Origin of the sequence: Oceaniferula spumae, from assembly GCF_042849255.1 — a bacterium.
Classification (GTDB): Bacteria; Verrucomicrobiota; Verrucomicrobiia; order Verrucomicrobiales; family Akkermansiaceae; genus Oceaniferula; species Oceaniferula spumae.
In genome coordinates this window covers 2,631,790-2,657,375 of the sequence record NZ_AP026866.1, presented here as the reverse complement: position 1 = coordinate 2,657,375, position 25,586 = coordinate 2,631,790, and the positions used below count along the sequence as shown (strand labels likewise).

Here is a 25,586-nt window from a genome sequence, read left to right as displayed (position 1 = left end):
TTATTTGAGATACCCAACAGATTGTTCTGATTATCCTGTTTGCATCTATTCCCTTGTGAATCAATGGCAGCTACGCTTCTCTGCGCGCGGGTATGGAAGACAGTGCGGACATCGGACAGCAACGGCGCACGTTTCTTTGGGAAATGGTGCGGTCGGTGCCGCAGGGGTTCATCGAAACCTCGGGCACGACCTTTGCGATGTATGTGGCGATTGCGGTGTTTGATGTGCCGGTGTGGATGAAGATGGCTATCGCAGCTTCGGCCAGCGTGGGGCTCTTGCTGAGTCTGTTTACTGTACAGATTGTTAGAAGACTCGGTTGCTCGGTGAATGCGGCTTCGGTGATCGTCTGGGGCGCATCGGCTACCGGCTTTGCGACGGCGGCGATGTCGGGAAATTCGGCGGCGATCTACGTGACGGGGATTTGCGCAGCGGCCTTGATGTTGATGCTGGGCATTCCGTTGATGTCTCAGATTTATCGAAAGCATTATCCTAACAGAGTGCGCGGCAGGTTGTTTTCCATCGCTGGCATGCTACGCGCGGTGGTGGCTGGTGCGGCTGGGTTGGGCCTCGGCATCTGGCTGACCGACCACGGCGGGGATTTCCACGGACTGTTCTGGTTCTACAGTGGCTGTTGTATTCTGATGGCAGGGTGCGTGCTGGCGATGGCACGGGTGCGGCTACGAAAAACAAAACGGCTACAGCTCTTTGACGCCTTCGGACATGTGAAAACGGATCGCGCATTTCGCAAGCTGCTGATTTCCTGGATGATGTTAGGGCTGGGTAATCTGCTGTGTTATTCGCTGTTCGTGGAATACATCACCAACCCTGACTACGGCTTTGCTCTCGAGGCGAAATCCGTGGGCATGATTACCAGCACGATACCGATGATGGCATTTATCGTCTGCATTGTGCCTTGGGGGATGGTCTTTGATCGACTGCCGTTCTACCGGTTGCGCGTGATCGTGAATCTCTTTTTCTTGTTGGCGATGTTAGTCTACTTCCTCGGCGGCACCTTCATGTCGCTATGTATTGGCATGGCGCTGCACGGTATTGGTCGATCCGGAGGAAACGTGCTCTGGAGTCTGTGGGTGACCCGATTTTCAACCGAGGAAAATGTGGGCGAATACATGAGTGTGCACACCTGTCTCACCGGATTCCGAGGAACTCTGGCGCCTATCATCGCTTTCGCAGTGGCCGGGAGTCTGGGTCCGAGCACCGTGGCGATCGGTGGCGCGATCTTGATTTTTGTGTCCTCCTTGCTGCTCTGGCCTGAGCTAAAAGCGGAGTGGGCAAAGTAGGACAAGTTTAGAACTTGTCGGCAACCCCTGTGAACCCCTCGTGCTTGTCCTGATTATTCCAAAGCCTGCCGACAAGTTGCAAACTTGTCCTACTCTCGTTCCATCAAAGTAGCTTTTGGATCAGCTGTATTTCTTCTATCGTAGCGAGTTTTTCCAGATTGCTCATCGTCTGATCAATATCCGGAATTTCCAAACCCTCTCTTTCAATCTGCTGCTCATCTCTGGGGAATTCATCAGCAGGTAGCAAACTTTCCGCTAGATGAAAACATACCCATGCGCGCCAGCTGCGCAGTTCGCTGTTAGGTCCGCTCATGCGACTGGCGAGGTGCTGGTAATGGCGCACCGGATTGCCAAGAAACCCTTCCTCGTGTCGGCGGGTGAACAGCCAGACCTTCGCCTGATACGGAAGCGGCCATGGTGTGAAGGTTTCAGTGTCGAGAGACAGTGCGTGGTTGAGCTGTAGCAATGCTTGGGCGGGTTTCCCTTGAAGCCAGAGCGACTGGGCACAGGTTAGGCAGGTGAGGAAATAGTCGTCTTCACCACGGCGACGTTTCGAGTCGCCAGGGCCTAACACCCGATCCGCCGGTGGCAGAAACGGGCAGCTTTCGCGGTCGGGGAGATGGAGGCGTTCAGTCATCGAGGCTTCGGGCATCGGCATAGCCATCGGAGAAACTGATCACCATCGGGCGACAGCAGACTTCGCAATCGTAGTCCACCTCACACGGACATTCGCTGGTGGGAGGCAGTGCCACTTCGAAGGACTCGAAGCAGGACGGACAGGTGACGGACGTTGTTTCCACTTCAGTAATCTGCGGTTCCTACCACCGATCGTCAACCTGTGACTACTCCATGATCACGCGATAAAATGCCTTTGGCTTGGTGGTATCGACGGTGATATCTGCGACGGTGGTTTCGCTGGCACTGCTTGCGCCGGGAACAAAGCTGCGGACATCCACCCAGCTGTTAGGCTCTAGGGTGTAGGATCGCTGCACGGTGAAGAGGCGCGTATCTGTGGAGTCGAAGGTGAGGGTGATTTTTGTGCCGTCGGTGCTGATGGCAGTTTCTGTGATCTGGAACTCGTCAAGTGTAACGACGGCGGTCAGGGGCTGTAGTTCGCTGGTGGCCAAAAATCCATCAGTGATACTGAGCTCATCAATGAGACCATCGAAGGCGGAGTCGATGTTTCCGGAGGAATTGAAGTGGGCGCCGATAATCAGAGGGCCACTATTCGAAGTGCCGGTGGCGTTGGTGGTCTGGGTATCACTCTGATCATCTAGGGTAAACCGAACCGTGTTGGTATTGGGGTTAAAAGCGACGCTGATGTGGTGCCAATTGGTGTCAGGGATGGCCAGCGTGGACGTGATGATGGCTGAGCCGAGGTGCAATGCGAGCTTGTTGAAGCTGGTGGCGTTGCCATAGCTACCCGCAGCGGCGAGGAACATGTAATCGAGGGCTGCGTCGCTAGTATTGGTCAGCTTTTTCATGACGAGAGGCATGGTGCTCGCCTGATTGTCGCCGGTGGGCATGGTCTCGAGTTTCACCCAGGCCTCGATGGTGAAGGGGTTGTTGCCGAAGTCGAGGGCACGGTTATCCGCGACTTGCACGTAGTTTTGATCGTCCTGTTCGAAATCGAGAGATCCAGTGTTCTCCGCCCCTAACACATAGTCCGTGGAGTTGGGCACGGCTGGGGAAAACACTGGCGAGGTTGAGCCGCTGCTATTATGGTAGGTTCCGCCATTTCCGTAGGGCAGGCTGTCGTTTAGATTGTTTTCAAATCGTAGTAGCGTGCGATCACCCAGCATGGCGAAGGGGTCCGCATTTTCAAGTCGTTGCCGTGTGAGTTCGTCTTCAAGCCTTTGCCTAACGGAAGCGTATGCCGTCTGGTTAGCCAAGTTGGGTTGACCGTGTTCAGGCAGTAGCTCGAAGGGGTTTTCCTGGAGGTCAAAGAGCTGGGTGACCTGAGTGGCATTGTTGCCAACGTCATACTTGATGAGCTTAAAACGGCCGTCGGTAATGGATCTCATACCAGGTTTGGCGCCGCCGGCGTAAAGTCCGTAATGGTAGGTGCGGTGGCTGGAGGTGTTGCCTTCGAGCACGTCTTTGAAACTCTGACCATCGTTGCTGTCGATGGTGTTTGGGATGGCAAGACCGGCGAGCTCGCAGAGGGTGGGGAAGGTATCGTGGAGGTAAACCAAGGCATCTGTGGCGGAGCCGGCAGCGATACCAGGGCCACGGACGATATAGGGCACGCGCCAAGTGTGCTCGTAGAGATTTTGTTTTCCTTGGAGACCGTGACGCCCAATCGACATGCCGTGGTCTGAGGTGAAGATGATGTAAGTATTTTCCATCACACTATCGGAGGTATCTCCATCATTGTTAGGATCTTCTAACCGCGCAAAAATACGGCCAAGCTGCTGGTCAATCCAATCCGTGCAAGCGAACTGTCGGCCGATCTCGTTACGGATCACCTCCTCGGTGCGGTAATCAAAAACTCCTGGGACATTGACCTCATCACGCACATTAAGATGGCCATGATCGAATGGGTGAGCCGGGTACGTGGCCGGGGTGCAGGCGAGATGGTTGATGGGAAGCGGTGGTGAGTCTGGGTCGACACTTAGGATGTTGACGGGATTGGTGACATTAAAGCAGCCATAGCGGCCTGTTAGGTCTGGGGTTTCGCGTGCATTACGTTCATCATGCGGGTGTGAGAAACCTAGATACATCAGGAAGGGTTTACCGTTAGGGCGATGGTTGGTCTGCCAGTGTTCGATGTGTTCCAACCCTCTGTCGGCATGCCACTCACTACCATTTCCATCCGTGTTACCACGTTTGGTGGCATCATTGACGATGGTGAATTCACCATTGGCTGTGCCGTAACTGTTACCATTTTTACAGGTGCGATAAGTTGCGTAGGGTAAGTTACCGGCTCCACTGCGAGCACCACGATTAAAAATGCCGGGGAAGGTAGTGGCTGCGCTGACACCTGAAGTCCGCTGCCAGCTGTTTTTGCCGCTCATGATGCAGGTGCGCGAGGCTGTGCAGACGGCGCCTACGTCTGATCCCATGATCCGTGCCTGATGAAAGATCATGCCCTCGGTGGCGAGGCGGTCGATGTTCGGGGTATCGATGTGATAAGGATTATTGTTAGAATCCAGTTCGACAGGTTCACTATTGCGGTAGGCATTGATGACATAGGTGTCCAGGTCATCGGCGATGATGAATAGAAAATTGGGAGGGATGGGAATAGAGGAGGAAGGTGTTCCGCTGGCGATGTTACTGTTTCCAGACTCTTCATTGGCGGTATTTACTTTGGTGACGATGTAATAGTAGGTGGTCTCATTGGCAGCTGTGTTATCGATGTAGTTGTTGCTCGTTGATGTACCGATCTGAGTGTAGCCGCCTCCCGGTGTAAGGGAGCGTTTGACTCGGAAATTTAGCACGCCCACTTGGGTGTTGGCGTCCCATATGAGCGAATTTCTGCTGTTTCCAGGAGTTACCGCCAGATTGGTTGGCGCATCGGGTGCAGGAGGAGGGCCTGGCTGGGTAAGGAGGATAGCATTGACGTGTATATTACTGAAGTTATTGGCCGTATGGGTGATTTGCTGCGTAATGCCATCAGCGGTGAATGTGCCGACGACATGTTGGCCCCAGCCTGATCCTTGTCCTGAAACGTTGACTGCGGTGGTGCCGTCACCAAATGTCATCGATCGAGTATTACGTTGGTCGTTGAAGAATATCTGAATCTGATAAGTTGTTCCCTGTGTCAGACCTCCGATGGTCTGGGTGCCTGTGGAAGTTCCATTGGTGGTGTAGGTGAGTGATTTAAGCACGGTGTCCATGTTGGTATCACCCGTGCTGGCAGCGCCGCTGGAAGCATCGCCAAATGGGTTACTGGTCACTGTGGGTGTGAAGGTGAAGTCGCTGTAGGTGACAGCATTGAACGTGTAGCTTTTGGTTCCGCTGATTCCTCCATTGGTGACTGTCGCTGCTGTGCCCCCACTCCAGGCGTAGATGATATTTCCTTCGATGAGATCTGATTTCCCTGTGGTGTTCGTGGCCGGTCCCCAGCTAATCGGTGCGGCGTTGAGAATGGCCATGCAGGTGATGACCCAGGTGATGGCGAGTAGGCTTTGCAGTTGTCTTGGAGCAGTGATTTTCATGGGAAATAGTGGGAGTGAAAAAATGGCTCTCTTTACGAAAAAGAGAGCCAGTATAAGCGAGAAAAGCTCTCAGAGCTATGGTTAATTCCGGCGGCGGAGAATCAATGCAAGGCCTCCAAGGCCAAGAAGGGCAGCCGTGGAAGGCTCGGGAATGAGACGAATTTGGTAGGCAGTGATGTGTGTGTTACCAAAACCAGCGTCAGGAGAAAGGGTATTGAGGAACAGGTCTTGACTGGTTGCATCTGCGTTGAAAGTGCCGATGACGAATTGGTCGTTCAAACTGACATTGCTTCCCAGACCGTCACCATATTCCATCGTGCGGGTGGTATGGGCGGCGCGATCATCAACGAACCATATTTGGATTTCATAACTTCTACCGGATTCCAGATTACCATTTCCCACAGAAATAGTGGTAAATTCACCTCCTCCGAATTCGGCCTGACTTAACAAGCTATCGTAGTCAGCATCTCCAATATTTGTAGCAGAAGATAGATCGGCTGCGCCACCATTCTTTGGATCGCCGTCTAGCAGCGCGGTTGTTCCCACGAAAGTTACGCCGTTTACCACGGGGCTTACGGGAGTGTGATCGAAGGATTGCGCGTTGAATGCTTCAATCGGCGTGCCGTTTGTCGAGACATCGGTGAAGTTTGTTGCCGAGGTTGAGATGGCTGTGGCAGGCCCCCATGTGATGATGGCGGCTTGAGTGCTGCAGAGTGAGGCTATGGAGGTGAAACCGAGAAAGGTAAATAGTGTTTTGTTCATTGTGTGTGTTGGATTTGTATGAGTTTCTTACACCAGCTGGAATTTGCTAAAGCCTATCAAACATGAGAACAGGTATTAGGATGTCAATCTAGATGAGGTATTTACACTACGCCGTACTTTGACCCATTCAATGTTGAGTGGGGCCTCTCAGAACAGGGGGCTGTTTAACTGAAGGTGTTGTCTCGAAACCAACCTCTTGTTAATCACCCACATGACCGTCAACCAGCTAGCCGACCAAAAACCCTTTACCACTGCCGATGGCTCCACCATCCGCAGTATTCTCGATGCCACCAATGCCCCGGTGGAAAAACAAAGTCTCGCCGAAGCCAGTCTGCCTGCCGGCGGCGAAACCCAGAGGCATTATCATAAGCTCAGTGAGGAAATCTATTTCATGTTGGAGGGCGAAGCCACCATGGAGATTGATGGCGAGTTACAGCACGTTGGCCCGAACGATGCGATTCTGATACCGCCAAATGCATGGCATCAGATCACCGCCATCACGAACATCCGTTTCCTCTGCTGCTGCGCCCCAGTTTACTCGCATGAGGATACCTATTTTGAGTGATTATTTCACGACTATCGGGTGGCGTTTCTCGTGGCTGATACGGTAAAGCATGAGCTTGACGTTGTTGTCGCTGGGAGCGTCCACTTTCTGCCACACGGCACCGGCTTCGTAACGCACGGGTTTCGAGAGGTCGTCGGCGATGATTTCCGTGAGGTTGTTTTTCTTCGCAGGACGTTTGTTAGCTCCCTTGTCATCGTTGAGAAGGAAAGTGGTGATCGGTCCTTCTGTCTCGGCGATGATGGGGTCTTGGTAGGCCATGAAGTGACCGCTTTCGAAGGAGGGTCGTTTGGTGGGTTTTCTAACAGCGAGACCGCAAACAGGTCTGATGCCCTTGGCATCACCTTCTACTTTGAAGCTGGATTCCACAGTGAAGTGGTGGTCGCCTGCGAGCATGGTGATGGTGCGGACTTCGGAAACTTTGGCATCGCCAATTTCCACCGGTTTGTAGCTGAGTTGGAACTTGAGACGGAGCGGGCCGCTTTCTAACACTTTGTGTGTAGCGAACACAGGGCTGGTGTGGAGTTTGCCTTTGGCATCGAGGTAACCGAGGCCACCGCAGCCGAGGGTATCGCCTACCTTGTAGCCGTCGAGGCCGGTGCCGTTGTTGGTGTGGTAGTCGTCCTTTTTATACCACTCGTTGGCGATGGATCGACGTACGGACTTGGTCCAGACATCGATGCCGCCACGGGCGTTTTCAACGGCGAGGGCTGGGCCGTAGGCGCGGTAGGCGATGCGGTCGTTCTCCCAGACGAAATCGTCTTTGCGCTCGGGAACAAAACGTGCGAGCAGCATGTTGTTGCGGTGTTTGGGTTGGTCTTTTCCGCAGGCGAGTAGCTGGAACTGACGACTCTCCTTGGGGCTGAAGCTGGCTTTGAAAAGGAGGGTGTCTGGTTTTCCGTCGCCGTTGTTATCGACGACTTGGGTGGGCAGGAAGTAGCCGGTCACTGCATCGCGAACGGCGGCGTTCTTGGTGGTCAGACTTGGCACCAGAGAGGCTGCCTTTTTCCAATCCATTTCGATGACTTCGTTCAGGCGTGGGAAAGAGCTTGGGCTATTGGCAGTGAAGGTGGCCGATTTGGCTTCGGATAGAATGAGGTGTTTGTGTAGTTCGTGAGCGCAGAGGAGGAATCCACCGACACCGTAAACTGCGGATTCATCATAGGTGACTAACTTGGGATCCTGACCAATGGGTTGCACGTATCCGAGTTTGCCGTCAGCGTGAACATTTCTAACAAGTCGCTGCCAACCGCGAATGGCAGGTTGTTTGTATTCGGCGGCAGGGAGAATGCCGTTGTTGATGCCCCAGAGGAATCCGTAGGTGAAAAAGGCGGTGCCGGAAGATTCTGGAACAGGGAAGCTCTCCGGATCTAACAATGATGCATGCCACGAGCCGTCTTTCTGCTGGATGCTCTTGAGTTTGGCGGCCATTTCCTTGAACTGCTTGATGTATTTCGGGCGCGTCGGGTGGTCGTGTGGCATGTATTGCAGCACGTGGCAGAGGCCGGCGAAGACCCAGCCGTTTCCACGCGACCAGAATACCTTTTCGCCGTTGGCTTCCTTGCTTTCGAAATACTTGGAGTCGCGCCAGTAGAGATGACTTTTCACGTCGTAGAGGTAGTCGGATGTTTTCCACCAGAGAGTGTCCATTTTACGCAGATACTTTTCATCGCCGGTGGCGGCGTGGAGCATCGCGAGTGTGGCTGGTGACATGTAGAGGGCATCACACCAGGCCCATTCGCGCATGTGAACGTGGTTCACCCAAAACAGGGATTCATCATGGGGGCGGGCGACGAAGTGATCCATGACTTCACGAGTCGGAGCGATCTGGTGGGGGAGTTCGTCACGTAGGTAATGCCAGAGGTGTAGCTGTCCTACGCAGTGGTCGTCCCCGAAGCCGTGGCGCGGTCCGAGCTGGTAATTGAGATCGTCTGAGACCTTGAGCAAGGCTTGGTAATATTTCTCATCGCCGGTGGTTTGTGCATGTGCCAGAAGGCCAGTCCAGAGCGCGCCTTCGGTCCAATCCCAGTCTTTTCTCTCGTAGGGATTGGCAAGTTGCCAGTCGGCGGCGGCGTTGGCTACCTTGAGGATGGATTTAGTGTTGAGCTCGCTGGAAAAGGCGGGTGTCGCTGGTTCCGTGACTGCTGGCGCCTCTTTCACAGGGGCCTCTTGTTCCTGAGCAAAGAGGGGGCATGTTGCCGTGGCGAAGACGATCAGTGACGGAAGAAGTGCGCGCTTTTTATACATGAGATGCATGGTTGTTATTGAGTGATCTAGACTCGCTGTTCCTGCTATGGTTACAAGTGATAAGATGAATGTCAGCGACAAATTCCATATGTGAACAGTCGCCAGAATATCTCGCCAAAAACCTAGGATATCATTCTTTCCCCGACAAATTTACCAAACAACGAAGTATAGGGTGCATCAAATCACCTAATTACTTCAATTTACCACACCCGATGAAGATCAAGACCACCCTCGCCCTCCTGCCCGCGCTTACCCTTATCTGCAGTGGTGTTGCCCATGGGGATGAAAAAAAAGGAGCTTCTGGAATCGTCGCATCATTTGAGACCGGGGTGCCGGAAAACTTCGCTGCTCAGGGAGGAAAACTTAGCGTCTCTGGCGATCATATCCTCGATGGCAGCAAGGCGTTGAAGTGGGATTTTAAAAATGGCGATGCCTTCACGGTCAAGACCGGCCCGCTGGGGAATGTCAACGTGTGGACTGGCTACGGAAACTACTCTCGCTCGGCCGTCATCTTCCCCCTCTATCTCGCCCAAAAAGGCCCCGGCCACCTACTCGTGGAAATCCGTGCCGGTGAGGAAACAGCCGCCACCTTCGAAGTTCCACTGGTGCATGTCGGCTGGCAGAAGCCAGTCTTCCACTACTCATGGAATTCCAAACTCAAATGGGTCAACGGGAAGCTCAAAGACAAGCTCGATAACTTCCGCATCTCCGCGCACGGCGTCACTGGCGAGAACACCGCCTACTTCGATGCCATCTTCTTCAACGACCCGCGCGACTTCCGCGATGCCAGAGGCCCGATCACCCAGTCTTGGGAACCAGCGGTTCACGATTTCTCAAAACTCCCGGCACCCACCGCCGAAGACCTCGCCAAGGTCGACGCCATCTTCAAAATCTTCAACCCGGACCCCAACCCCAACATCAAGCGTGAGCATTGGGAAAAACGCGTCGCCAGCCTAAAAAAATCCATCCAAGACCAAGGACTGCAACACGGCAATCCGGTCAAAAACCACTATAAAAATTTCGGCTTCCTCAACAGCATCGCCAACGATTGGCTTAGGTGCGCCGATCCGGAAATGCGCAAGGAACTCGCCACCTGCTTCCACACCGTCAACGACTGGATGCAGGAGCAAGGACTCGTCGTCAACGGCTCCATCGGCAAGGTCAACAACTACGGCGGCCGCCTCTACGTCGATGCCATCACCAAGATGCGCGGACCTCTCAAGGAACACGGCAACCTCAAGACATCCATCGACTACCTCAAATGGTCCTACAGCTACGACGATCACATTTTCGGTGACAACCACCACGTCTCCATGGACTACTTCCACAACGAAGCCGCGCGCCTGATGCGCATCGCCCTCACCCACGGGGATCCGGTTGTCCGCTGGCATCACGTGAACCAATTCCGCGACGCCTTCGGCAAACAACTCATCGTCTCGATCGAACCAGACGGCGGTATTTTCCACCACGGATTCCACTACTACGCCTACGGCTCCATGGGTATGAACGACGCCTCATGGCTGGCCGCCGTGCTTTCCAGATGCGGCATGCCAGTCCCCCGCAAAAGCCTCGACTCCATCCGCAACGCCGTCGAAGCCATGATCTGGTATAGCGGGCGCACCACACTCTGGTCACTCAACGGGCGCAACGCCGCCGGCACTCAAGGAGCGCCCACCGGCACCATCAAAAATCTAGCAGAAGCCTATGCGCCATACAACGATGGGAAACCGGACCCCTACCTGATGTCCAACTTTCTCCGTCTGGCTGGCAACCATGCCAAGAACCCCGCCTACGCAGACATCACACCCGCCGCCTCGCCTAACGGAAATTTCACCATGCCATCCGCCGCCCTAGCAGTCCACCGCCGTGACGACTGGTTAGCTGGCATCAAAGCCTACTCGAAATACGCCGGCTCCGGCGAAAGCTACGCCAATGCCAACCGCCACGGCCTCTACATGTCCATGGGCCAGCTCGAACTCCTCACCCATCCCAAGGAACTGCCCACCGTACTCGGCTCCGGCACTCGCCCTGATGAAGGCTACGATTGGACTGCCATCGAAGGAGCCACCACCATTCACTGTCCCATCAAAGGCATCGCCAATGGCAACGGCTCACGGAATCCCAAGAGCGGTGAAATATTCGTAGGCGGCCTCACCAACGGCCACAACGGATTGTTCGCCTTCACTTTTAATACCAACTTCACCCACAACATCGTCCGCAACCTCGCTGCCGACCCCAAGCAGGCTCCGAAGCCCGACAATCTAACAGCTCTGAAAACATGGTTCTGTTTCGACAACCGCATCATCTGCCTCGGTTCTAACATCTCCATCTCCGGCGTCGATTACCCAGTCCGCACGAATCTCTTCCAGAAATTCCTCACCGCCGAGCACTCAACCACCCAGCTCAACGGCGAGTCTCTAACACTTGCCGATCAAGCGATCACCCGAGACGAAACCCAAGCCGCCACCCTCATCGATCCCTACGGAAACGCCTACATCACCCCTGCAGAAACCCCCGTCCATCTCCGCATCAGCGAGCAAAAATCGCGCAACAACAACGACACCAAAGACACCACCGGTAAGTATTCCACCGCCTGGATCGAACACGGCAAGAACCCCAAAGACGCCGCCTACGAATACGCCGTGCTAGTCCAGCCCACCGACGAAGACCTGAAATCATTCACCGCCAAGCAGCCTTACCAAGTCCTCAAAAAAGACGCCACCGCCCACATCGTTCACGATGCCCCGTCTAACACCACCGGCTACGTCATCTTCCAGAAAGAAGCCGAGCTCCCGACCGACCGCACCCTGAAATCCGTCGCCCAGCCCTGCCTCGTCATGATCGCCGAGCACGCCGACCATTTCACAGTCAGCCTCACCAATCCGGACGCCCGCCTCCAGGCCAAAGAGCCGCAGCCCGTCACCATCACCCTCAACGGTGAACTCACCTCAGCCGATGAATCATCCCCCGCCACCCTCGAAACAAAAGACGGCAGCACCCAGCTCACCGTGCCAGTCCTCCACGGCGAGTCCGTCATCATCCGCCTCAAGAAACCCAAACCGCTTTCTAACACGGAGGCAGAAACAGAGGTAAAAGACTCATCGGCCAAAGAAGCGGCCGCCCCAGCCAAGGAATCAGAAAGGCCTGCATCCCCGCTTGCAAATTACCGCTGGATCATTGCAGGACTGCTCATTGTGGCTATCGCCATCGTGGCCAAGCTTCTAGGGAAGCGGAAGTAGACCGATGAATTTTATTGTGATGGACAGACCATCGACATGTTCATATTTTTTTACGAGATACTAAACCTTTCTTCTATAGAGACATGAAAACAGCACTTCCACTTCTAACCGCCACCGTCGTACTGGCTACATCGACACAAGCTGCTTTGCTTTACCATTACACCTTCGATGTAAACTCAACAGCAAACTCTGGTACGGGTGCAGCTGTCGCCACGGTACAGGGCACTCCCACCATCACCGCAGGCGGGCAGTCTGGTTCGTATGCCGACTTCGACGGAGGTAATGTGGCAGGCTCTGATGCGGTCAATGTGAATGTCTCTGGTGACGCCATCGTGCTTGGAAGTTTCGCCATCCGACTCTATGTCAATGATGCCGCCTCGGGGGGCACCAACTTTGATGACTTTCTCGCATTCACTGACAGTAACGGAGGTGCGCACTTCTTAGAAAGGTCCGGTGCCAGTGGCACGATTGCTTTATTCGGCGACGCATCGATAAGTGGGACAACCAACGGATTACAGGACGGAAATTGGCACGAGCTTTTATTGACGGGAGCTACCTCTGGTGCAGATGCCCTCTTTACCTACAGTGTTGATGGTACTGTCCAAGGGACATCCACCTATACCGGTGCAGCCGCATTCACCCTGAACGACATCCGGATTGCCGGACGAGTCGGCGCGGATAACAGATTCATCGATGCTGGCATCGACGAAGTGCAGATCTTCAATACCACCACCATTCCAGAGCCATCCTCTACAGCCCTCCTAGGCCTAGGTGGACTCGCACTCTTGCTTCGCCGCCGTCGTTAAGAGCGAATTCCATATGTGGACAGCCATAGGCATAAATCACATATTCCACTTGTAAGTGTTTCTCGGTCAATTATTTTGTAACTCAAAGCTTCACACAATCCCACTATGAAAAAATCACTGGTTTCCCTTGTTCTATTCGGAATCGCTGCGGCAACAGCAAACGCCACAATCATCATTTCTCCCGATGGTTCTCTCTATACGAGCGTCACCGGCAGCCCTGGCGTTAATCCGAATTTCACCGTCGACAAACTTTTCGATCAGACGATTGCAATTGGTGGCGATCCGGGGAGTGGAGCAGATGAAGGGCGTTCATGGGCGGCAGCAAACGGCACAGCCCCGAACGGACCACGTCTGGAATTTGAACTCGATAAAAGCTATACCATCACCAACTTGGTCTATGCCCAAAGACAATTCAATACGAACCAAAACCGGGACAAAAATACGACCGCTCGTATATGGGCCAGTACTACCACTCCATTCACCTCACTGAACACACCGGCCGGACCTGCCGATGCTACCGTGAGTCTCAACTTTACCACTGCCAGCGATATCTTCACCGATTACAAACTGGCCACTCCCATCGACGGGCGTTATTTTTACATCGAATTCGATGAAGCTCCAAACAGTGGAAATAATGACGTAACAGGCGGTGCCGAGCTTCGCTTAGCTGTCCCAGAGCCCTCCTCCACAGCTCTTCTTGGTCTTGGTGGCTTGGCTCTCCTGATCCGCCGTCGTCGCTAGATACTGTCAGGTCTTCTGATCACCTGAATTTTTCAATGCCTGTTCACAGAAATGTGGGCAGGCTTTTTTTGTTGGGAGAGCTAGCGACGTCCCCGTTTAAGGCTTATTCTTTTCCGACAAAATCAGGATCCGTCAGCGTTTTGAGAAATGCGATGAGATCGGCTTTTTCGCTGTCGCTGAGGCCAAGGCCTTGGGGGTGCTTGGCGAGGTTGGGATCGAGGGTGGGCGATAAGGTGGGTGGGGCGTTATAGTGATCGATGACTTCCTCGAGAGTCTTGAATCTTCCGTCGTGCATGTAGGGAGCTGTTAGGGCGATGTTGCGTAGGCTCGGGGTGCTGAATTTGTATCGATCGCTTTCCTTGCCGGTGGTCGTTTCGAGGCCTAAATCTTCCGTGGGCGTGAGTCCGTTGTTGTGGAACGAGTGATCAGTGAACAGGGCACCGCCGTGGCAGTGAAAACAATCGGCACCCCTCTTTCCCAAACGCGGTTCGGACTCGGTGAAAAACAGTTCGAATCCGCGTTGCTCTTCTGCGGTAAGAGTGGCTTTTCCTTTCACGGATTGATCGAGTTTCGAGTGCAGGCTGAGCCTTGTTAGGAGAAAGTTTTCTATGGCAAGGCCAATGTTTTCTGCGCTGATTTTTCCTGATCCAAAAGCGGCGGCAAACAGCGGCGGGTAGCTGGGGTCCGACTTCAGCTTGACCACGACCTTATCCAGTGACTCAGCCATTTCCAAGTGATCCTCGATGGGGATGAGTGCTTGGGCTCGCAGAGACGACGCACGGCCGTCCCAGAAAAAGGTGTCTTTCCATGCGAGATTGAACAGCGGCATGGCGTGGCGTGGGCCGTTTTTTCCATCGACGCCCGGGCTGAATTGGCGTGAGTCTGTTAGGGTGCTTCCTTGATGGCAGGAAGCGCAGGAGATGGCGTTGGTGCGTGAGAGTTTGGGATCGTTGAACAGTTTTTCACCTAGGGAGACGCGGCTGCGCAAAATCGGATTATCACTGGGGAGTGGTGGCAGTGGGATGTGCTTGGGGATGGTGATGGGGTAGCCTTGGGGGTTGGCTGGAAGGTCGATCGGATCTGGTGGGTTGGGTGGCATGGGAATGCCTCCTTGTCTAACATCGGTGATGCGGAATGCGGTCTGGAGATTGGTTTTTAATTGAGTCGCAACTGCGTCCCCCTCGGCGGAGTGGGTGGTGTTGCCGTTTTTGGCAAAGGAGAGACCGGTAAGAAGTTTCTGTGGGTCCAGCGCGATACCGACGCGGGATTCCGTTTGCAGATCGAGATCGATAGGGAGGGTGATTTTGGTCCGGTTAGGATCGCGCGCGAAATGGTAGGCGTATCCGCCGGGGAGTGATTTGTCATCAGCGCGCCAGTGGCCTTCGAGGGCGAGAAAGATGTAGCCTCCCTGCCAGTCCCAATGGAGTTTGTTGACGTTGGGGTTCAGCGGGTGGTTGGCTTTGTAGCTGGCTGGGTCAGAGTGGTTGGCTTTCTGGTCAGGGCCGATGTGGAAGGAGACGGCGGTGATTTTCCCCGCAGGGAGCTTCGGTAGCGTGATGGTGCTGCCTTGGGTGGGGATAAAGGCGGTGGAGTTTTGAACTGGGATGATTTCTCCGCTGGCAGTGGTTACTGAGAAGTCGGTGGCCAGCCAGGCGAGTCGGGTGACGGCGAAGGTTTCGCTGCTAGAGTTTTGGTAGCGGAGAGAGTCAGCCATCAGCTTTCGGCCTTCGATTTCGTGATGGAAATCGAGGTGCAGAGCGGCTGCCTGAACCCAAACAGTTTGGGTAGCTAGCAAGAACGCTTGGGCAATTTTCAACATGCTGATGGAATGGATCTTAGCTCAAGTTCAAGGAGCGGTGAAGATCTTGGTGCCGTCGATTGTGAAAACACGGGTGTCTCCGGTGTTAGGATTGTTAGGAAATGTGATGGTGGCTGTGGTGTATGGTGCTTGCAGGCTCGCAGGCACGGTGCATTTGACCCAGTATTGATCATAAACATCGGATTGATTGAATCGGGCAACGAACGTGGCTGTGGTGCCATTGACCGTGATCGTATCCGGAGAGCTGGCTGGATTTGGCGGAGCACCTGATGGTCCTCCGGTGGTGGGAAGTTCCAGATAGAGCACTGTTCCAGCGCCGGGTGGCGGGCCGATTGCCAGATCCTTGGCGATGAGTGCCATGTAGGCGGCGTAATGCAGATCGGTGGAGACGGGGGGAACGGCCAGTGGAGTTTGCTCATCGGTGTCGCTGGAAATCTGATACATCTCGTAAGTGGTGGCATCGTTTCCATCGGTGGGATCGCCGAAGGCTATGAGTTTGTAGTCCGGGTATTCTGCGAGGATGATGGATCTTCCGTCGCCAGCACTGCCACTGTTGAACCGCTCTGAAACGACTGCCCTGCTGGCTACATCGCGGCCCTTGAGAATGGGGAGGAGACTCTGGGAATCGAGATCGACGCCGCTAGGCTCTGTTAGTCTGGCGAGGTCGAGAATGGTGGAGAAAAGATCGACGCAGTGGACTTGTTTCTTGCTGGTGCCGCAAATCTCTACATCCGGCCCGGCGATCACTAAAGGAACGTGAATGCCTCCTTGGTAGAGCGTGTCCTTGGCGTGTCCGTTAGAAAATGGGGATTGTATCACTTGGCCGGGGGTGCCGTTGTCACCGATGAGAATGATGTTGGTGTTAGAGAGGTCGACCGATTCGAGCAGTCGTCCGATTTCGGTATCGAGGGCTTGCAGCGCGGCATTGTAGGCAGGTCGTCGGTTTGCCACGCCCGTGATCTCATTGTTGGCATCGACAGGGTAATCCGGGCTGCTTTTCAAGTGCGCCGGTGGGTTGTGAAAGGGCGTATGGGGAGCATTGAATCCGATCCAGACAAACCACGGTGTGCTACCTTGGGCATTGATAAAATTGACGGCGTCATTCACCTGGTCGGTGGTGGTGTAAGTGGTGTTCCCTGCGGTGGTCGTGCCGTTGATTGTTTTACTCCAGTTGTAGTAGTTGCCTACTCCGCCGCCGAGGATTCCACGGAATTCCGGCCATCCGCCGAGAGTCGACGGGCCATCATTTCCTCCACCAAGGTGCCATTTCCCGAACGATGCCAAACTATAACCGGATGACTGCGCGGTGAAAACCTCAGGCAGTGTGACTTCACTGGTAGCGAGGGTGTTAGAAGTCGGGTGGCCGACTCCATTACGAATTCCGTAGCGACCTGTGATGATGCTGGCTCGAGTGGGAGAACAAACTGGTTGGGCATAGGCATTGGTGAATCGGACACCACGCGCGGCGAGCGTTTCAAGATTGGGCATTGAGGGAAGGGAGGCATTGAGATTGCCTTGGTTATCTATTGGGCTGGAGTCGATTCCCCAGTCGTCCAGAATGAGAAGCAGAATGTTACGCGGCGGTGCTATGGTGTAGGCATTGGTGGATGTCAGCTGCGTGGAGGAACCCCCAGATGGAGTGTAAGTAAGGACCGCATTGTAACTTGCCGGAGCGAGTGATGCGTCGTCAAAGGAGAGTTCCAGTTTACCATTGTTAGATCCGAGAATGGTCGCACTGAGGCCGCCGACAGTTACACTCGTGATCTCAGAAAGTGGTGGTAGGGGAGAAAATGTAGCGGAGAAGGTGGCGAACTGAGGTTGGGCGTAGTCGAATCCTGCATCGTCAAAAGGAGCGATCGAAGTCAGCTGTGAGCGGTAAAATTGACGTGGCTCCACAGCCCGGCCAGCATCGGTGAGCGATCCATACGATCCCTCGTCGTTTTTACTCTCATCATCGAGCAGTTTCCAATTTTCCAAATCATCACTATGCTCAATCCGGTAAGTTCCTCCCTCGGCACCGGACCAGGTGATGGTGACATCCCCGCCAGAGACTTCTGGTGTTTCTAACTGTTGCTTGGCTTCCGGTCCGCCTTCGAAGATAATGGTGCGTTCCGCAGGCAGATTGTTCACATTTCCTCCCGATGGAGTGCCGTAGTAATAGCGACTGATGTTATAGGGAAAGACGGGCGTGCCATCTGCTGCAATACAGGAAAAATAAGCCCATGTCCCTGCTGGAAACTCCGGCGTCACACACCAGCGCACATTGTATTCATTGAGATCGAAATCAACACCATGAGTCAGTCCGCGGTCGCCTTTGTAATCGTAATCTTCGAGGTAGCGGCCGAGCGTGTAAGTGGCGTTAACGGCAGGACCGTATTGTTGGATGGTGAGAGGATTGTTGCGTGCGCTCTCATTGCGGGTGATCCATGTGGGGAGAGTGGTGCGCCCGGTGGCAGCGAGATTGGTCGATCCATTAGAGCCGTCGCGCATTTGATAGCCAGAGATCATCCGGCGCACACCACTGGCTGAATCTAACGGATCGGAATATCCGTAAGGGCCGTAGAGGGGAAGGCCATCAAAGGTCCATGCAAGGATTGGCGAGTGCTTGCCGTTTGGATTCTCTGTGTAGGTATTTGTGCTCGGATCATAGTCCACGGAATCTCCTAACAGATTACGAAGTGCCGCTGGGTTCGCGTGGTAATGCAATGTCTCACCAGCTGAGTGCGAGTTGGCGGGATCAAAGGTGACGGATTCATTGACATAAGCATCTCTGTTCCAGATGCCATCGCCTCGGTTCGGAACATCGCCCGGACCGGCGTCACGTCCTAGGTTCAGACTGTAGGAAAAGGCGTCTCGGGAATCGAACATCGCCACACCATCGACAAAATAGCCGATCGCGCCGCCCGGTGTCAGAGTTTTAGGTAAGCCCTGGATCACCGGCGTCAGCGGAAAACGTGCTGACTGGGCGATGTTGCCAGGATAGTTGGGAAAGAGGTTGGTTTTCGCTTCGTTTAAATACCACGGTCCCATAACTTGAAAAGCCAGCCCAGAAGTGCGGATGTAGAGATCGGTAGCGGTGGTGGAAATTTCACTGACACCGGCATAAGTAGGAGCGAGCTGATCATTGCCAGTGGGGTGGTCCCAAGTGGTGCGGGCGACTCCTGCCGATTCTTCAGCCGTGGTGGGATAAACCCGTGCGTATTGTCCCGAGAAATCCGTGAACCATGATGAAGAAATAGGTCCTGCGGAAGTGACTGATGTCAGGAGGAGGAATGCTAAAAATGATCTCATAGTGAAAGGCTGGTATCTTATCTTAGTGACACCCATGGAACAAAGGTGAAGGTTCAAAGTTTCGTTAAGACTCTGTAAAGTCGAGCTGGCCGTGATCGCAGTAGCCAGCTGCCGCTATAAACAGTCGTTAGAATTATAATGGCGGGTTTTCCTAAGATCACGGATGATCCGGCCATAGAAAACTCACTTTATGGAATTAGACACTAAAACATTATGGTTCATAGCAGGACTTATTTTGATCCTGCTGGAATTTACCGCACCAGGCGTGGTCATCGTCTTTTTCGGTGTTGGTGCCTGGATTGTAGCGGCGGGAATGTGGATCGGCTGGATCGACTCCGTGCCGGCGCAGTGTGGCACCTTTGCCATTTCCTCGCTGCTCCTTCTCTTTGTGCTGCGCCGCTACGTGACCTCGTGGTTCGTAGGAGGCAGTACGAACGGAGGAGATGTCGAAGAAGAATTTGTCGGTAAGAAAGTCCGGGTCGTTCACGCCATTGGTGGCGGGGAGGACACTGGAAAAGTAGAGCTCAAGGGGGCGGAATGGCGTGCGCGCTGTGACACATCCCTGGAGCCAGGCAGTCATGCGATCGTGACCGGTCGCGATGGCCTGCTGCTTATCGTCAAACCTAACAACTAATCAACAACCTACTAAAACTATGGAATACATCGTATCAATCGGACTCGTCATTCTCGTCGTAGTCACCCTCATCAAGACGGCGCGTATCGTGCCGCAGCGCCAGGCATTTGTCATCGAACGTCTGGGAAAATACAGCCGCACACTCAGTGCTGGTTTCCACATCCTTCTGCCTTTCATCGATCGGGTCGCCTACAAGCACTCGCTCAAGGAGGTCGCCATTGATGTGCCGCCGCAGATGTGCATTACCAAGGACAACATTGCGATCGAGATCGATGGTGTGCTCTACATGCAGGTGCTGGATGCCAAAAAGGCCAGTTACGGCATTGAGAACTACCACTTTGCTTCGGCTCAGCTGGCTCAGACCACTCTGCGTTCGGAAATTGGTAAACTTGAACTCGATAAAACCTTCGAGGAGCGCGATACCATCAACGCCAACATCATCGACGCCCTTGACCGGGCATCCGATCCCTGGGGCCTGAAAATCACGCGTTACGAAATTGCCAACATCACACCTCCTAAATCGGTGCAAGACGCCCTTGAAAAGCAAATGCGAGCCGAGCGTGAACGCCGCTCCCAGATCGCCCTCTCAGAAGGTGAACGCGAGGCTGCCATCAACGTCGCCGAAGGTCACAAGCAGCAGGTCATCAAGGAATCCGAGGCCCAGAAACTTCGCCAGATCAACGAGGCGGAGGGTAAGGCCCAGGAAATCACCCTGCTGGCCACCGCTACCTCCGAGGGCTTGCGCCAGATCGCCATGGCCATCAACGAGCCAGGTGGTGCCGACGCCGTGAACCTGCGCATTGCCGAGCAGTATGTGAAGGAATTCGGTAATCTTGCCAAGGAAGCCAATACCATGATCATCCCCAATAACTTGGCTGACATCGGTGGAACGGTGGCTTCTTTAGGAAAGGTATTAAATCAGACAAAACTGGCCAGCTAGGCCGTTACTAATTTGGTCAGTGTTCGCACTGGCCCTCCAACGACGGGGTGTGTGTGTGTGTTCATGCCCCGTCGTTCATTTTTATCATGGCGCGAGTTTGTCGTCTGCCTTTGAATCTGCGCATGGAAACAATCGGGCCAGACTGGAATCAACGATATGTCGAAGGAGACACTCCTTGGGACAAAGGAACCTATACCCCTGCCTTGCTGGAAATATTTGCCAAGCAGCTCATCCCCACTGGAGCCGAGGTGCTGGTGCCGGGTTGCGGATTCGGCCATGACGCCCGGGCGATAGCCGATGCCGGTTACTCGGCCACTGGCATGGACATCGCAGATTCAGCCGTGAAGGGGGCTCGACTGGCTCATCAGGATGCAGAGGGGCTTGAGTTCATTCAGGCGAACCTCTTTGATCTGGAGCTGCCGAAACAAAAACGTTACGGAGCGATCTGGGAGCATACTTGCTACTGTGCGATCTTGCCCGAACAGCGCCCTGCCTATGTCGAGGCGGTGTCGAATTTACTGGAGGAAAACGGCCTGTTGGTAGGTGTTTTTTTCACGAATACCGAGATGCCTCCCGGTGAGGGGCCGCCATTTGAAACCAGTGCCGAGGAAGTGCGCAGTCTCTTCAGTGACAAGTTCGATCTACTCTGGGAAAAAGAACCGGACGCGACATTTCCAAGCCGTGTAGGCTGCGAATGGCTGATGGCGTGGCAGCGCAAGGCCTGAATTACGGTCTGTAGGACGTGGAGACCGCCGGTGCTGGGATCGATCCGTCAGCGGTGACGCCACCGGCTTCTGCTGCATAGTTTGCCGTCCAATATTGCCCCGACCGACCGATACCTACCCGGGTGTATTTCTTTCCTAACAAATTCTTCAGATGCCCCGGGCTTTCTGTCCAGAGCCGATGTGTCAGTTCGGCATTAGGAGCCTGGGCGATGTTTTCAGCACACCAGGACTGTGGGTAACCTTGTTTCATCAGGCGCTTTTGGAAATCCCTCTCGCCTCGGGTTTGGTGGGTCAGTTCATTGTGACGATTCATCGCCTCCGAATGCTCCTGAGCGGCCCTCATCAGTCGGGGATCGATGACCAAGAGACTGCGTCCTTTGGCCCGCCGTGTCTGGTTCATCAGCTGATGTAAGATGCTGATGTCCTGCTCTGCACTGCGTGGGCCCGTGGAGTAACCTTGCGGCACGGTAATCACATACTTTGAGTTACTTTTTTTGGCACTACCACACGAGGCCAGGAGGGAGCAAAGCACGGAAGCCAGCACCAGACGCTGCACGCGGCACAGGCCGCCTGGTAAACTGGAGCCAATCATGCTTTCGATTTCTTGTAAGCGGCCACCTTTTTGATCAGGAAGAAAATACCAACACCGGCGAGGAGCAACATAGGAATGCCGATCAGCGGACGATAGAAAATCCACGCGATAGAGATGGTAATGAGGCTGAGCGGAGCCGCCAGAAGGAAAGAGACGATGCCTGTGCCCACCCCAACAATGGTGCCGGCAATGGGTAATACATCTGCAACCACGGAGAGCGGTTTGAACATCAGACTGAAGCCGAGGAACATTAACACGAATCCTACAACGCGCAGGATCCAGGTCATGGTCTTATTACTCGCCTGAGCTTGTTCGAACATCTGCTCCCCAGTGAATTCTCCGACTTGTAGCATGTTGATGGTGGTTCCCGATTTGCCGGTGTGAGCCTCAAAGCTTTGCCCCTTCTGCTGGGAAACAATGCTGACTGCGGTGGGCAGCACGACCTGATAGGAAATACGGACATCGCCAAGTTTTGGATCAGTCGGTTTCTTGGCGAGATAGACCATGCCGTTTTCAAGGTTCACCTTACGTTCGTCGATTTTCTTTGGGAGTTCCGTTGTTTCATCGATCTCCATGGGGGCAAATTTCTGAAGCTTCTTCACGAGCTCAGGGGAGAGGGTGAAGGCTCCTACGAAGATAGGCGATGCCGTCCACGATGCCGACTGGATGGGTAGAGATGGATTTGAATACTCGCTGGATTTCTTGAAAGTGCCGGAATCGATCCGGCCCTCCGCCCAGACTTTGTCGTATGTGTAGGTGGTTGTTTTTTCCTCACTCCCCCCAAGCTTTTTCTTGGTCTTGGTATCTGCGGACTCCTTCCACTGATACATCTCAACGGTGCGTTTCATGACTAACGCCTTTGACTTTACGTTAAGTGTTTCATCAGTGATTTCGTCAGTGCTGTTGGCAGTGCCTGTTAGGTGAATGAGTTTGCCTTCATTGGCAGTGTCGACTTTGTCAGAGGCCACATGCACGAAGTCCTTGGTGCCTTGAGTCAGATCTTTCCGTGTTTTGACAGCGCGGCCTTCGTTCCAGAATAGCACAGGGAAGGCGATCACGACCATAATCAGGCCAACTATAATGCCCTTGATCGAGTTACCGATCCTGCTGAACCAACCAGTGGAAGTGGTTTCCGTAAAACTGTTCTCAGACATGATCGCGTAGTCTAGCAAAACTCCGCCAGAGACGACAATCAGAAAATGTTAACGAATGGGTCAGCGTTTTCGGAAGATGGCGACGTGTCGATCGACCGATTTTTGCACCCCTGCGGGAACATCATGCAGGGCACGAGATTGGGAATTTCGTTCGGTTAGCACAAGCTCTGCCCCAAGCCCCTGAATGGCATCAAGAGCCAGCTGGTGTTCACGATCAAAGTAGGAAGTGATGACTAACAGCCCTTCTTCATCGAGGCGGTGCAGAGCTTCATCATAGATCTTACTCCAGGTGGTGTCACCATTCCAAAAATTCTGATGGCGCATGAAGGCGACATTGAAATTATCCGGCAGTGCTGAGAGATCGCCGAGTTTCGAACAATCCTGAACGAGGAACTCAGCTTCGGCGTGCTTGGGCAGGAACTTTTTCCATCGCTCCCGAGCTTCGCCGATTTCACGGTCGCGGATATCGAGCCCAGTGAGGTTGATGCCGTCTTTTCCAAAGACATCGGCCAACACGGCCGACTCATCAGCCCGCCCACAAGCCAGATTGAGCAGCTGGGTGTGTTTTCCCTCCGGCAGCACGATGCCAGCCTTGCTGATGCTTTCCTTGAGAAATGCATTGAGGCGAGCCAAATCGGCGTTGGTGCAGGTATTGGAAAAAGGCGCAGACATGAGACAGAAAAGCCACCTTAACTGCAGGAGCAACAATCGCAAGGACAGCAATCACAACCGCTGCAACATCCGCCCGAAGCATCTGCCCCGGTCGAGCAGCTGCCACAGTCACAGCAACAGCAATCGCAGCCCCAACAATCCAACCAGGAATGATCCTTCTTTTTCTTCTTACCCCCGCCAATTCCTGGCCCACCGAGCATTTCCTGATGGTGGTGCACCGTGTGTCCAATCACAGACCCGATCAACCCGCTATGCCGGCGCCACGGAATCTCAGCGGTCGCCGTCTGTAACTGATCAAACTCTGCCCTAACTAGGTCAGGGAGCTCATCAGGCGACTGGTGGTTGAGCGGGTTGAATCGCCCTCGGCGCTGATCGTCCTGCCAGTCATCAAGAGCATCTTTCCAATAAATAAGCCTCCCAAGCGAACTCCCCAGCCTGAACAGCGGGAGTTTGGCCAACGGGCGTAGATGGATCTCTGCGAGGTGGGAAAAAATCCGACCGTATGCTTGCGCGGTCGGCTCGCTGGCGGCCATGAAGCCGGCCTTTCCTTGCTCGATGGATTCTTGTTGTCCGAGATGGTCGATCAGCTCCATGGTTGGAAATTGGGCTGAGTTCAGAACCCCGATCGCCTTGTCACGTGCCGGAGCAAGCGTTGAACTTGCCAGCCGAGGCAGTTGTTTCCGCCAGCCACGTTCGTCCTGAGTGTTGTCGTCCAGTTTCGCCGCCAGACCGCTCACGGTCACCGCCGCCGCGTAGCTGAGTGATGGAGCGTGACAGGAGACGGGTTTTCTTTTTGCCAGAGGATTGCAGCACGTGCGCTCCAGCATCGGGGTATCAATGTCTGCCAGAGCAGAGCCGGCGAGCGCGAGAAAAGTAGAGTCGCGGTTCACCAGAAACCTCGCCGCAGGGCTGTAATCGGCGCTAAGTTGGCAGGAAAGCCCGCAGAAAATACTCTGGTAGAGAGATTTGGCAGAACTGCCACAGCTGGGAGCGGGTGCATAAAGAAAACCGAACATCAGAGGCATTGTGTCGCTCTGGCCACATGTGAAAATGAAAAAGCGCTAGAAAAATGACGCGCAACAATCGAAATGGCTGATAAAAATGTCTGGCCACCGACCGTAATAGGGGCGATGAATCATACCATGAAACCTATTTCACAATTCACACTCAGCCTGCTCTCCGGAGCGATGATGCTTGTTTCCTGTAATGCCCAAGAAGGCGATGCCGCTAAAACTGATGAAACCAAGAAAGCCGACTCCGGCGAATGGGTTCAGCTCTTCAATGGCAAAGACCTCACCGGCTGGACGCCCAAGTTCAAGGGCGAGGATCTTGGTGTGAATTACAAGAATACCTTCCGCGTTGAAAACGGATTACTCAAGGTTTCCTACGACCAGTATGAGAAGTGGAACGCAAACTTCGGGCATCTCTTCTACAAATCCGAGTTTTCCCACTATATTCTCCGCTGCGAATACCGCTTCGTTGGCGATCAAGTGAAAGGCGGACCCGGCTGGGCTTTCCGTAACAACGGACTGATGATTCACGGCCAGACAGCAGCCAGCATGAAGAAAGATCAGGATTTTCCTAACTCGATCGAGGTGCAGCTGCTGGGAGGTAAACCCGGAGGTAAAGAAAAACGCCCTACGCTCAATCTCTGCACCCCTGGCACTCACGTCTTTTATCAAGGCAAGCTGGACAAGCGCCACTGCATCAATACGCCTAACGGCCCCACTTTCCACGGCGACCAATGGGTCACCGTTGAGCTCGAAGTCCGTGGCAGCGAAGTCATCCGCCACAAAGTCGGCGGCAAAACCGTGATGGAATACAAGATGCCTCAGCTCAATGATGGAACATTGTTAGAAAAAGGCACCATCTCCATTCAGGCAGAAAGTCACCCTACCGAGTTCCGTAAGATCGAGGTCAAGGTGATCAAGAAGTAGCTCTCTC

At 54.0% G+C, this 25,586-nt stretch carries 20 protein-coding genes; 9 read left to right on the top strand and 11 right to left on the bottom strand.

All coding sequences use genetic code 11. The features are described from left to right. The first annotated feature begins 92 nt into the window (after positions 1–92). Complete coding sequence (locus tag ACSPJT_RS10965) at positions 93–1,298, top strand: MFS transporter (RefSeq protein WP_435892593.1); 1,206 nt, start codon at positions 93–95, stop codon at positions 1,296–1,298. Between the two features lie 103 nt (positions 1,299–1,401). Here the strand turns inward: ACSPJT_RS10965 and ACSPJT_RS10960 are convergent, their stop codons facing one another. From ACSPJT_RS10960 to ACSPJT_RS10945, 4 genes are all read right to left on the bottom strand, one after another. Further along, a complete protein-coding gene (locus ACSPJT_RS10960) occupies positions 1,402–1,935 on the bottom strand; it encodes a hypothetical protein (RefSeq protein WP_435892592.1) in 534 nt (177 codons plus the stop codon). Further along, positions 1,928–2,098, bottom strand: a complete 171-nt coding sequence (locus ACSPJT_RS10955) for a CPXCG motif-containing cysteine-rich protein (protein WP_435892591.1) — start codon at positions 2,096–2,098, stop codon at positions 1,928–1,930. The genes ACSPJT_RS10960 and ACSPJT_RS10955 overlap by 8 nt, the downstream gene beginning before the upstream one ends. A 42-nt stretch (positions 2,099–2,140) precedes the next feature. Next, on the bottom strand, positions 2,141–5,458 hold the full coding sequence (locus ACSPJT_RS10950) for a sulfatase-like hydrolase/transferase (RefSeq protein ID WP_435892590.1): 3,318 nt from the start codon (positions 5,456–5,458) through the stop codon (positions 2,141–2,143). Positions 5,459–5,539: 81 nt separating this feature from the next. Then, complete coding sequence (locus tag ACSPJT_RS10945) at positions 5,540–6,220, bottom strand: PEP-CTERM sorting domain-containing protein (RefSeq protein ID WP_435892589.1); 681 nt, start codon at positions 6,218–6,220, stop codon at positions 5,540–5,542. 211 nt (positions 6,221–6,431) lie between these two features. Between ACSPJT_RS10945 and ACSPJT_RS10940 the strand changes: the two genes are divergently transcribed. Beyond that, a complete protein-coding gene (locus ACSPJT_RS10940) occupies positions 6,432–6,785 on the top strand; it encodes a cupin domain-containing protein (RefSeq protein ID WP_435892588.1) in 354 nt (117 codons plus the stop codon). On the opposite strand, the gene ACSPJT_RS10935 is transcribed toward ACSPJT_RS10940, so the two are convergent. Continuing rightward, complete coding sequence (locus ACSPJT_RS10935; protein ID WP_435892587.1) at positions 6,786–9,029, bottom strand: glycoside hydrolase family 88 protein; 2,244 nt, start codon at positions 9,027–9,029, stop codon at positions 6,786–6,788. It abuts the gene before it with no gap. A gap of 212 nt (positions 9,030–9,241) precedes the next feature. Here ACSPJT_RS10935 and ACSPJT_RS10930 point away from each other — a divergent pair, with 212 nt between their 5' ends. The 3 genes from ACSPJT_RS10930 (at position 9,242) to ACSPJT_RS10920 (ending at position 13,815) form a co-directional block, all read left to right on the top strand. Next, entirely contained in the window at positions 9,242–12,268 is a 3,027-nt protein-coding gene (locus ACSPJT_RS10930; protein ID WP_435892586.1) for a polysaccharide lyase family 8 super-sandwich domain-containing protein, read from the top strand. A gap of 83 nt (positions 12,269–12,351) precedes the next feature. Continuing rightward, positions 12,352–13,074 carry a LamG-like jellyroll fold domain-containing protein gene (locus tag ACSPJT_RS10925; protein ID WP_435892585.1) on the top strand — a complete coding sequence of 241 codons (723 nt, stop codon included), beginning with the start codon at positions 12,352–12,354 and terminating at the stop codon, positions 13,072–13,074. A 105-nt stretch (positions 13,075–13,179) separates the two neighbouring features. Continuing rightward, on the top strand, positions 13,180–13,815 hold the full coding sequence (locus ACSPJT_RS10920; protein ID WP_435892584.1) for a PEP-CTERM sorting domain-containing protein: 636 nt from the start codon (positions 13,180–13,182) through the stop codon (positions 13,813–13,815). Positions 13,816–13,918: 103 nt separating this feature from the next. Here ACSPJT_RS10920 and ACSPJT_RS10915 read toward each other — a convergent pair whose 3' ends face one another. Further along, complete coding sequence (locus ACSPJT_RS10915) at positions 13,919–15,634, bottom strand: MbnP family protein (RefSeq protein WP_435892583.1); 1,716 nt, start codon at positions 15,632–15,634, stop codon at positions 13,919–13,921. Between the two features lie 27 nt (positions 15,635–15,661). Next, on the bottom strand, positions 15,662–18,925 hold the full coding sequence (locus tag ACSPJT_RS10910; protein WP_435892582.1) for a sulfatase-like hydrolase/transferase: 3,264 nt from the start codon (positions 18,923–18,925) through the stop codon (positions 15,662–15,664). A 190-nt stretch (positions 18,926–19,115) separates the two neighbouring features. Here ACSPJT_RS10910 and ACSPJT_RS10905 point away from each other — a divergent pair, with 190 nt between their 5' ends. From ACSPJT_RS10905 to ACSPJT_RS10895, 3 genes are all read left to right on the top strand, one after another. Beyond that, complete coding sequence (locus ACSPJT_RS10905) at positions 19,116–19,559, top strand: NfeD family protein (protein ID WP_435892581.1); 444 nt, start codon at positions 19,116–19,118, stop codon at positions 19,557–19,559. A 19-nt stretch (positions 19,560–19,578) separates the two neighbouring features. Continuing rightward, positions 19,579–20,499: an SPFH domain-containing protein gene (locus ACSPJT_RS10900; RefSeq protein ID WP_435892580.1), complete on the top strand. Its 921-nt coding sequence runs from the start codon at positions 19,579–19,581 to the stop codon at positions 20,497–20,499. Between the two features lie 122 nt (positions 20,500–20,621). Further along, entirely contained in the window at positions 20,622–21,224 is a 603-nt protein-coding gene (locus ACSPJT_RS10895; RefSeq protein WP_435892579.1) for a methyltransferase domain-containing protein, read from the top strand. A 1-nt stretch (position 21,225) separates the two neighbouring features. Here the strand turns inward: ACSPJT_RS10895 and ACSPJT_RS10890 are convergent, their stop codons facing one another. The 4 genes from ACSPJT_RS10890 to ACSPJT_RS10875 are packed head-to-tail and all read right to left on the bottom strand — an operon-like array spanning position 21,226 to position 24,658. Continuing rightward, positions 21,226–21,816, bottom strand: coding sequence for a CAP domain-containing protein (locus ACSPJT_RS10890; protein ID WP_435892578.1), 591 nt, complete (start codon positions 21,814–21,816; stop codon positions 21,226–21,228). Further along, the gene (locus tag ACSPJT_RS10885) at positions 21,813–22,970 is read right to left on the bottom strand and encodes a TMEM43 family protein (protein ID WP_435892577.1); all 1,158 of its coding nucleotides are present in this window, start codon (positions 22,968–22,970) and stop codon (positions 21,813–21,815) included. Before ACSPJT_RS10885 ends, ACSPJT_RS10890 begins: the two co-directional genes overlap by 4 nt. A gap of 60 nt (positions 22,971–23,030) precedes the next feature. Next, positions 23,031–23,642 (bottom strand): methyltransferase domain-containing protein, encoded by a 612-nt coding sequence (locus ACSPJT_RS10880; protein WP_435892576.1) that lies wholly within the window; start codon positions 23,640–23,642, stop codon positions 23,031–23,033. Positions 23,643–23,659: 17 nt separating this feature from the next. Then, on the bottom strand, positions 23,660–24,658 hold the full coding sequence (locus tag ACSPJT_RS10875; protein ID WP_435892575.1) for a DUF5685 family protein: 999 nt from the start codon (positions 24,656–24,658) through the stop codon (positions 23,660–23,662). A 126-nt stretch (positions 24,659–24,784) separates the two neighbouring features. On the opposite strand from ACSPJT_RS10875, the gene ACSPJT_RS10870 reads away from it, so the two are divergent. Continuing rightward, positions 24,785–25,579 carry a 3-keto-disaccharide hydrolase gene (locus ACSPJT_RS10870; RefSeq protein WP_435892574.1) on the top strand — a complete coding sequence of 265 codons (795 nt, stop codon included), beginning with the start codon at positions 24,785–24,787 and terminating at the stop codon, positions 25,577–25,579. Positions 25,580–25,586: the final 7 nt, after the last annotated feature.

What these genes read in the sequence shown, in the direction of transcription:
- ACSPJT_RS10965 (WP_435892593.1), top strand. Translation starts at nt 93, where the DNA reads ATGGAAGACAGTGCGGACATCGGACAGCAACGGCGCACGTTTCTTTGG.
- ACSPJT_RS10960 (WP_435892592.1), bottom strand. Translation starts at nt 1,935, where the DNA reads ATGACTGAACGCCTCCATCTCCCCGACCGCGAAAGCTGCCCGTTTCTG.
- ACSPJT_RS10950 (WP_435892590.1), bottom strand. Translation starts at nt 5,458, where the DNA reads ATGAAAATCACTGCTCCAAGACAACTGCAAAGCCTACTCGCCATCACC.
- ACSPJT_RS10945 (WP_435892589.1), bottom strand. Translation starts at nt 6,220, where the DNA reads ATGAACAAAACACTATTTACCTTTCTCGGTTTCACCTCCATAGCCTCA.
- ACSPJT_RS10940 (WP_435892588.1), top strand. Translation starts at nt 6,432, where the DNA reads ATGACCGTCAACCAGCTAGCCGACCAAAAACCCTTTACCACTGCCGAT.
- ACSPJT_RS10935 (WP_435892587.1), bottom strand. Translation starts at nt 9,029, where the DNA reads ATGTATAAAAAGCGCGCACTTCTTCCGTCACTGATCGTCTTCGCCACG.
- ACSPJT_RS10930 (WP_435892586.1), top strand. Translation starts at nt 9,242, where the DNA reads ATGAAGATCAAGACCACCCTCGCCCTCCTGCCCGCGCTTACCCTTATC.
- ACSPJT_RS10925 (WP_435892585.1), top strand. Translation starts at nt 12,352, where the DNA reads ATGAAAACAGCACTTCCACTTCTAACCGCCACCGTCGTACTGGCTACA.
- ACSPJT_RS10920 (WP_435892584.1), top strand. Translation starts at nt 13,180, where the DNA reads ATGAAAAAATCACTGGTTTCCCTTGTTCTATTCGGAATCGCTGCGGCA.
- ACSPJT_RS10915 (WP_435892583.1), bottom strand. Translation starts at nt 15,634, where the DNA reads ATGTTGAAAATTGCCCAAGCGTTCTTGCTAGCTACCCAAACTGTTTGG.
- ACSPJT_RS10910 (WP_435892582.1), bottom strand. Translation starts at nt 18,925, where the DNA reads ATGAGATCATTTTTAGCATTCCTCCTCCTGACATCAGTCACTTCCGCA.
- ACSPJT_RS10905 (WP_435892581.1), top strand. Translation starts at nt 19,116, where the DNA reads ATGGAATTAGACACTAAAACATTATGGTTCATAGCAGGACTTATTTTG.
- ACSPJT_RS10900 (WP_435892580.1), top strand. Translation starts at nt 19,579, where the DNA reads ATGGAATACATCGTATCAATCGGACTCGTCATTCTCGTCGTAGTCACC.
- ACSPJT_RS10895 (WP_435892579.1), top strand. Translation starts at nt 20,622, where the DNA reads ATGGAAACAATCGGGCCAGACTGGAATCAACGATATGTCGAAGGAGAC.
- ACSPJT_RS10890 (WP_435892578.1), bottom strand. Translation starts at nt 21,816, where the DNA reads ATGATTGGCTCCAGTTTACCAGGCGGCCTGTGCCGCGTGCAGCGTCTG.
- ACSPJT_RS10885 (WP_435892577.1), bottom strand. Translation starts at nt 22,970, where the DNA reads ATGTCTGAGAACAGTTTTACGGAAACCACTTCCACTGGTTGGTTCAGC.
- ACSPJT_RS10880 (WP_435892576.1), bottom strand. Translation starts at nt 23,642, where the DNA reads ATGTCTGCGCCTTTTTCCAATACCTGCACCAACGCCGATTTGGCTCGC.
- ACSPJT_RS10875 (WP_435892575.1), bottom strand. Translation starts at nt 24,658, where the DNA reads ATGTTCGGTTTTCTTTATGCACCCGCTCCCAGCTGTGGCAGTTCTGCC.
- ACSPJT_RS10870 (WP_435892574.1), top strand. Translation starts at nt 24,785, where the DNA reads ATGAAACCTATTTCACAATTCACACTCAGCCTGCTCTCCGGAGCGATG.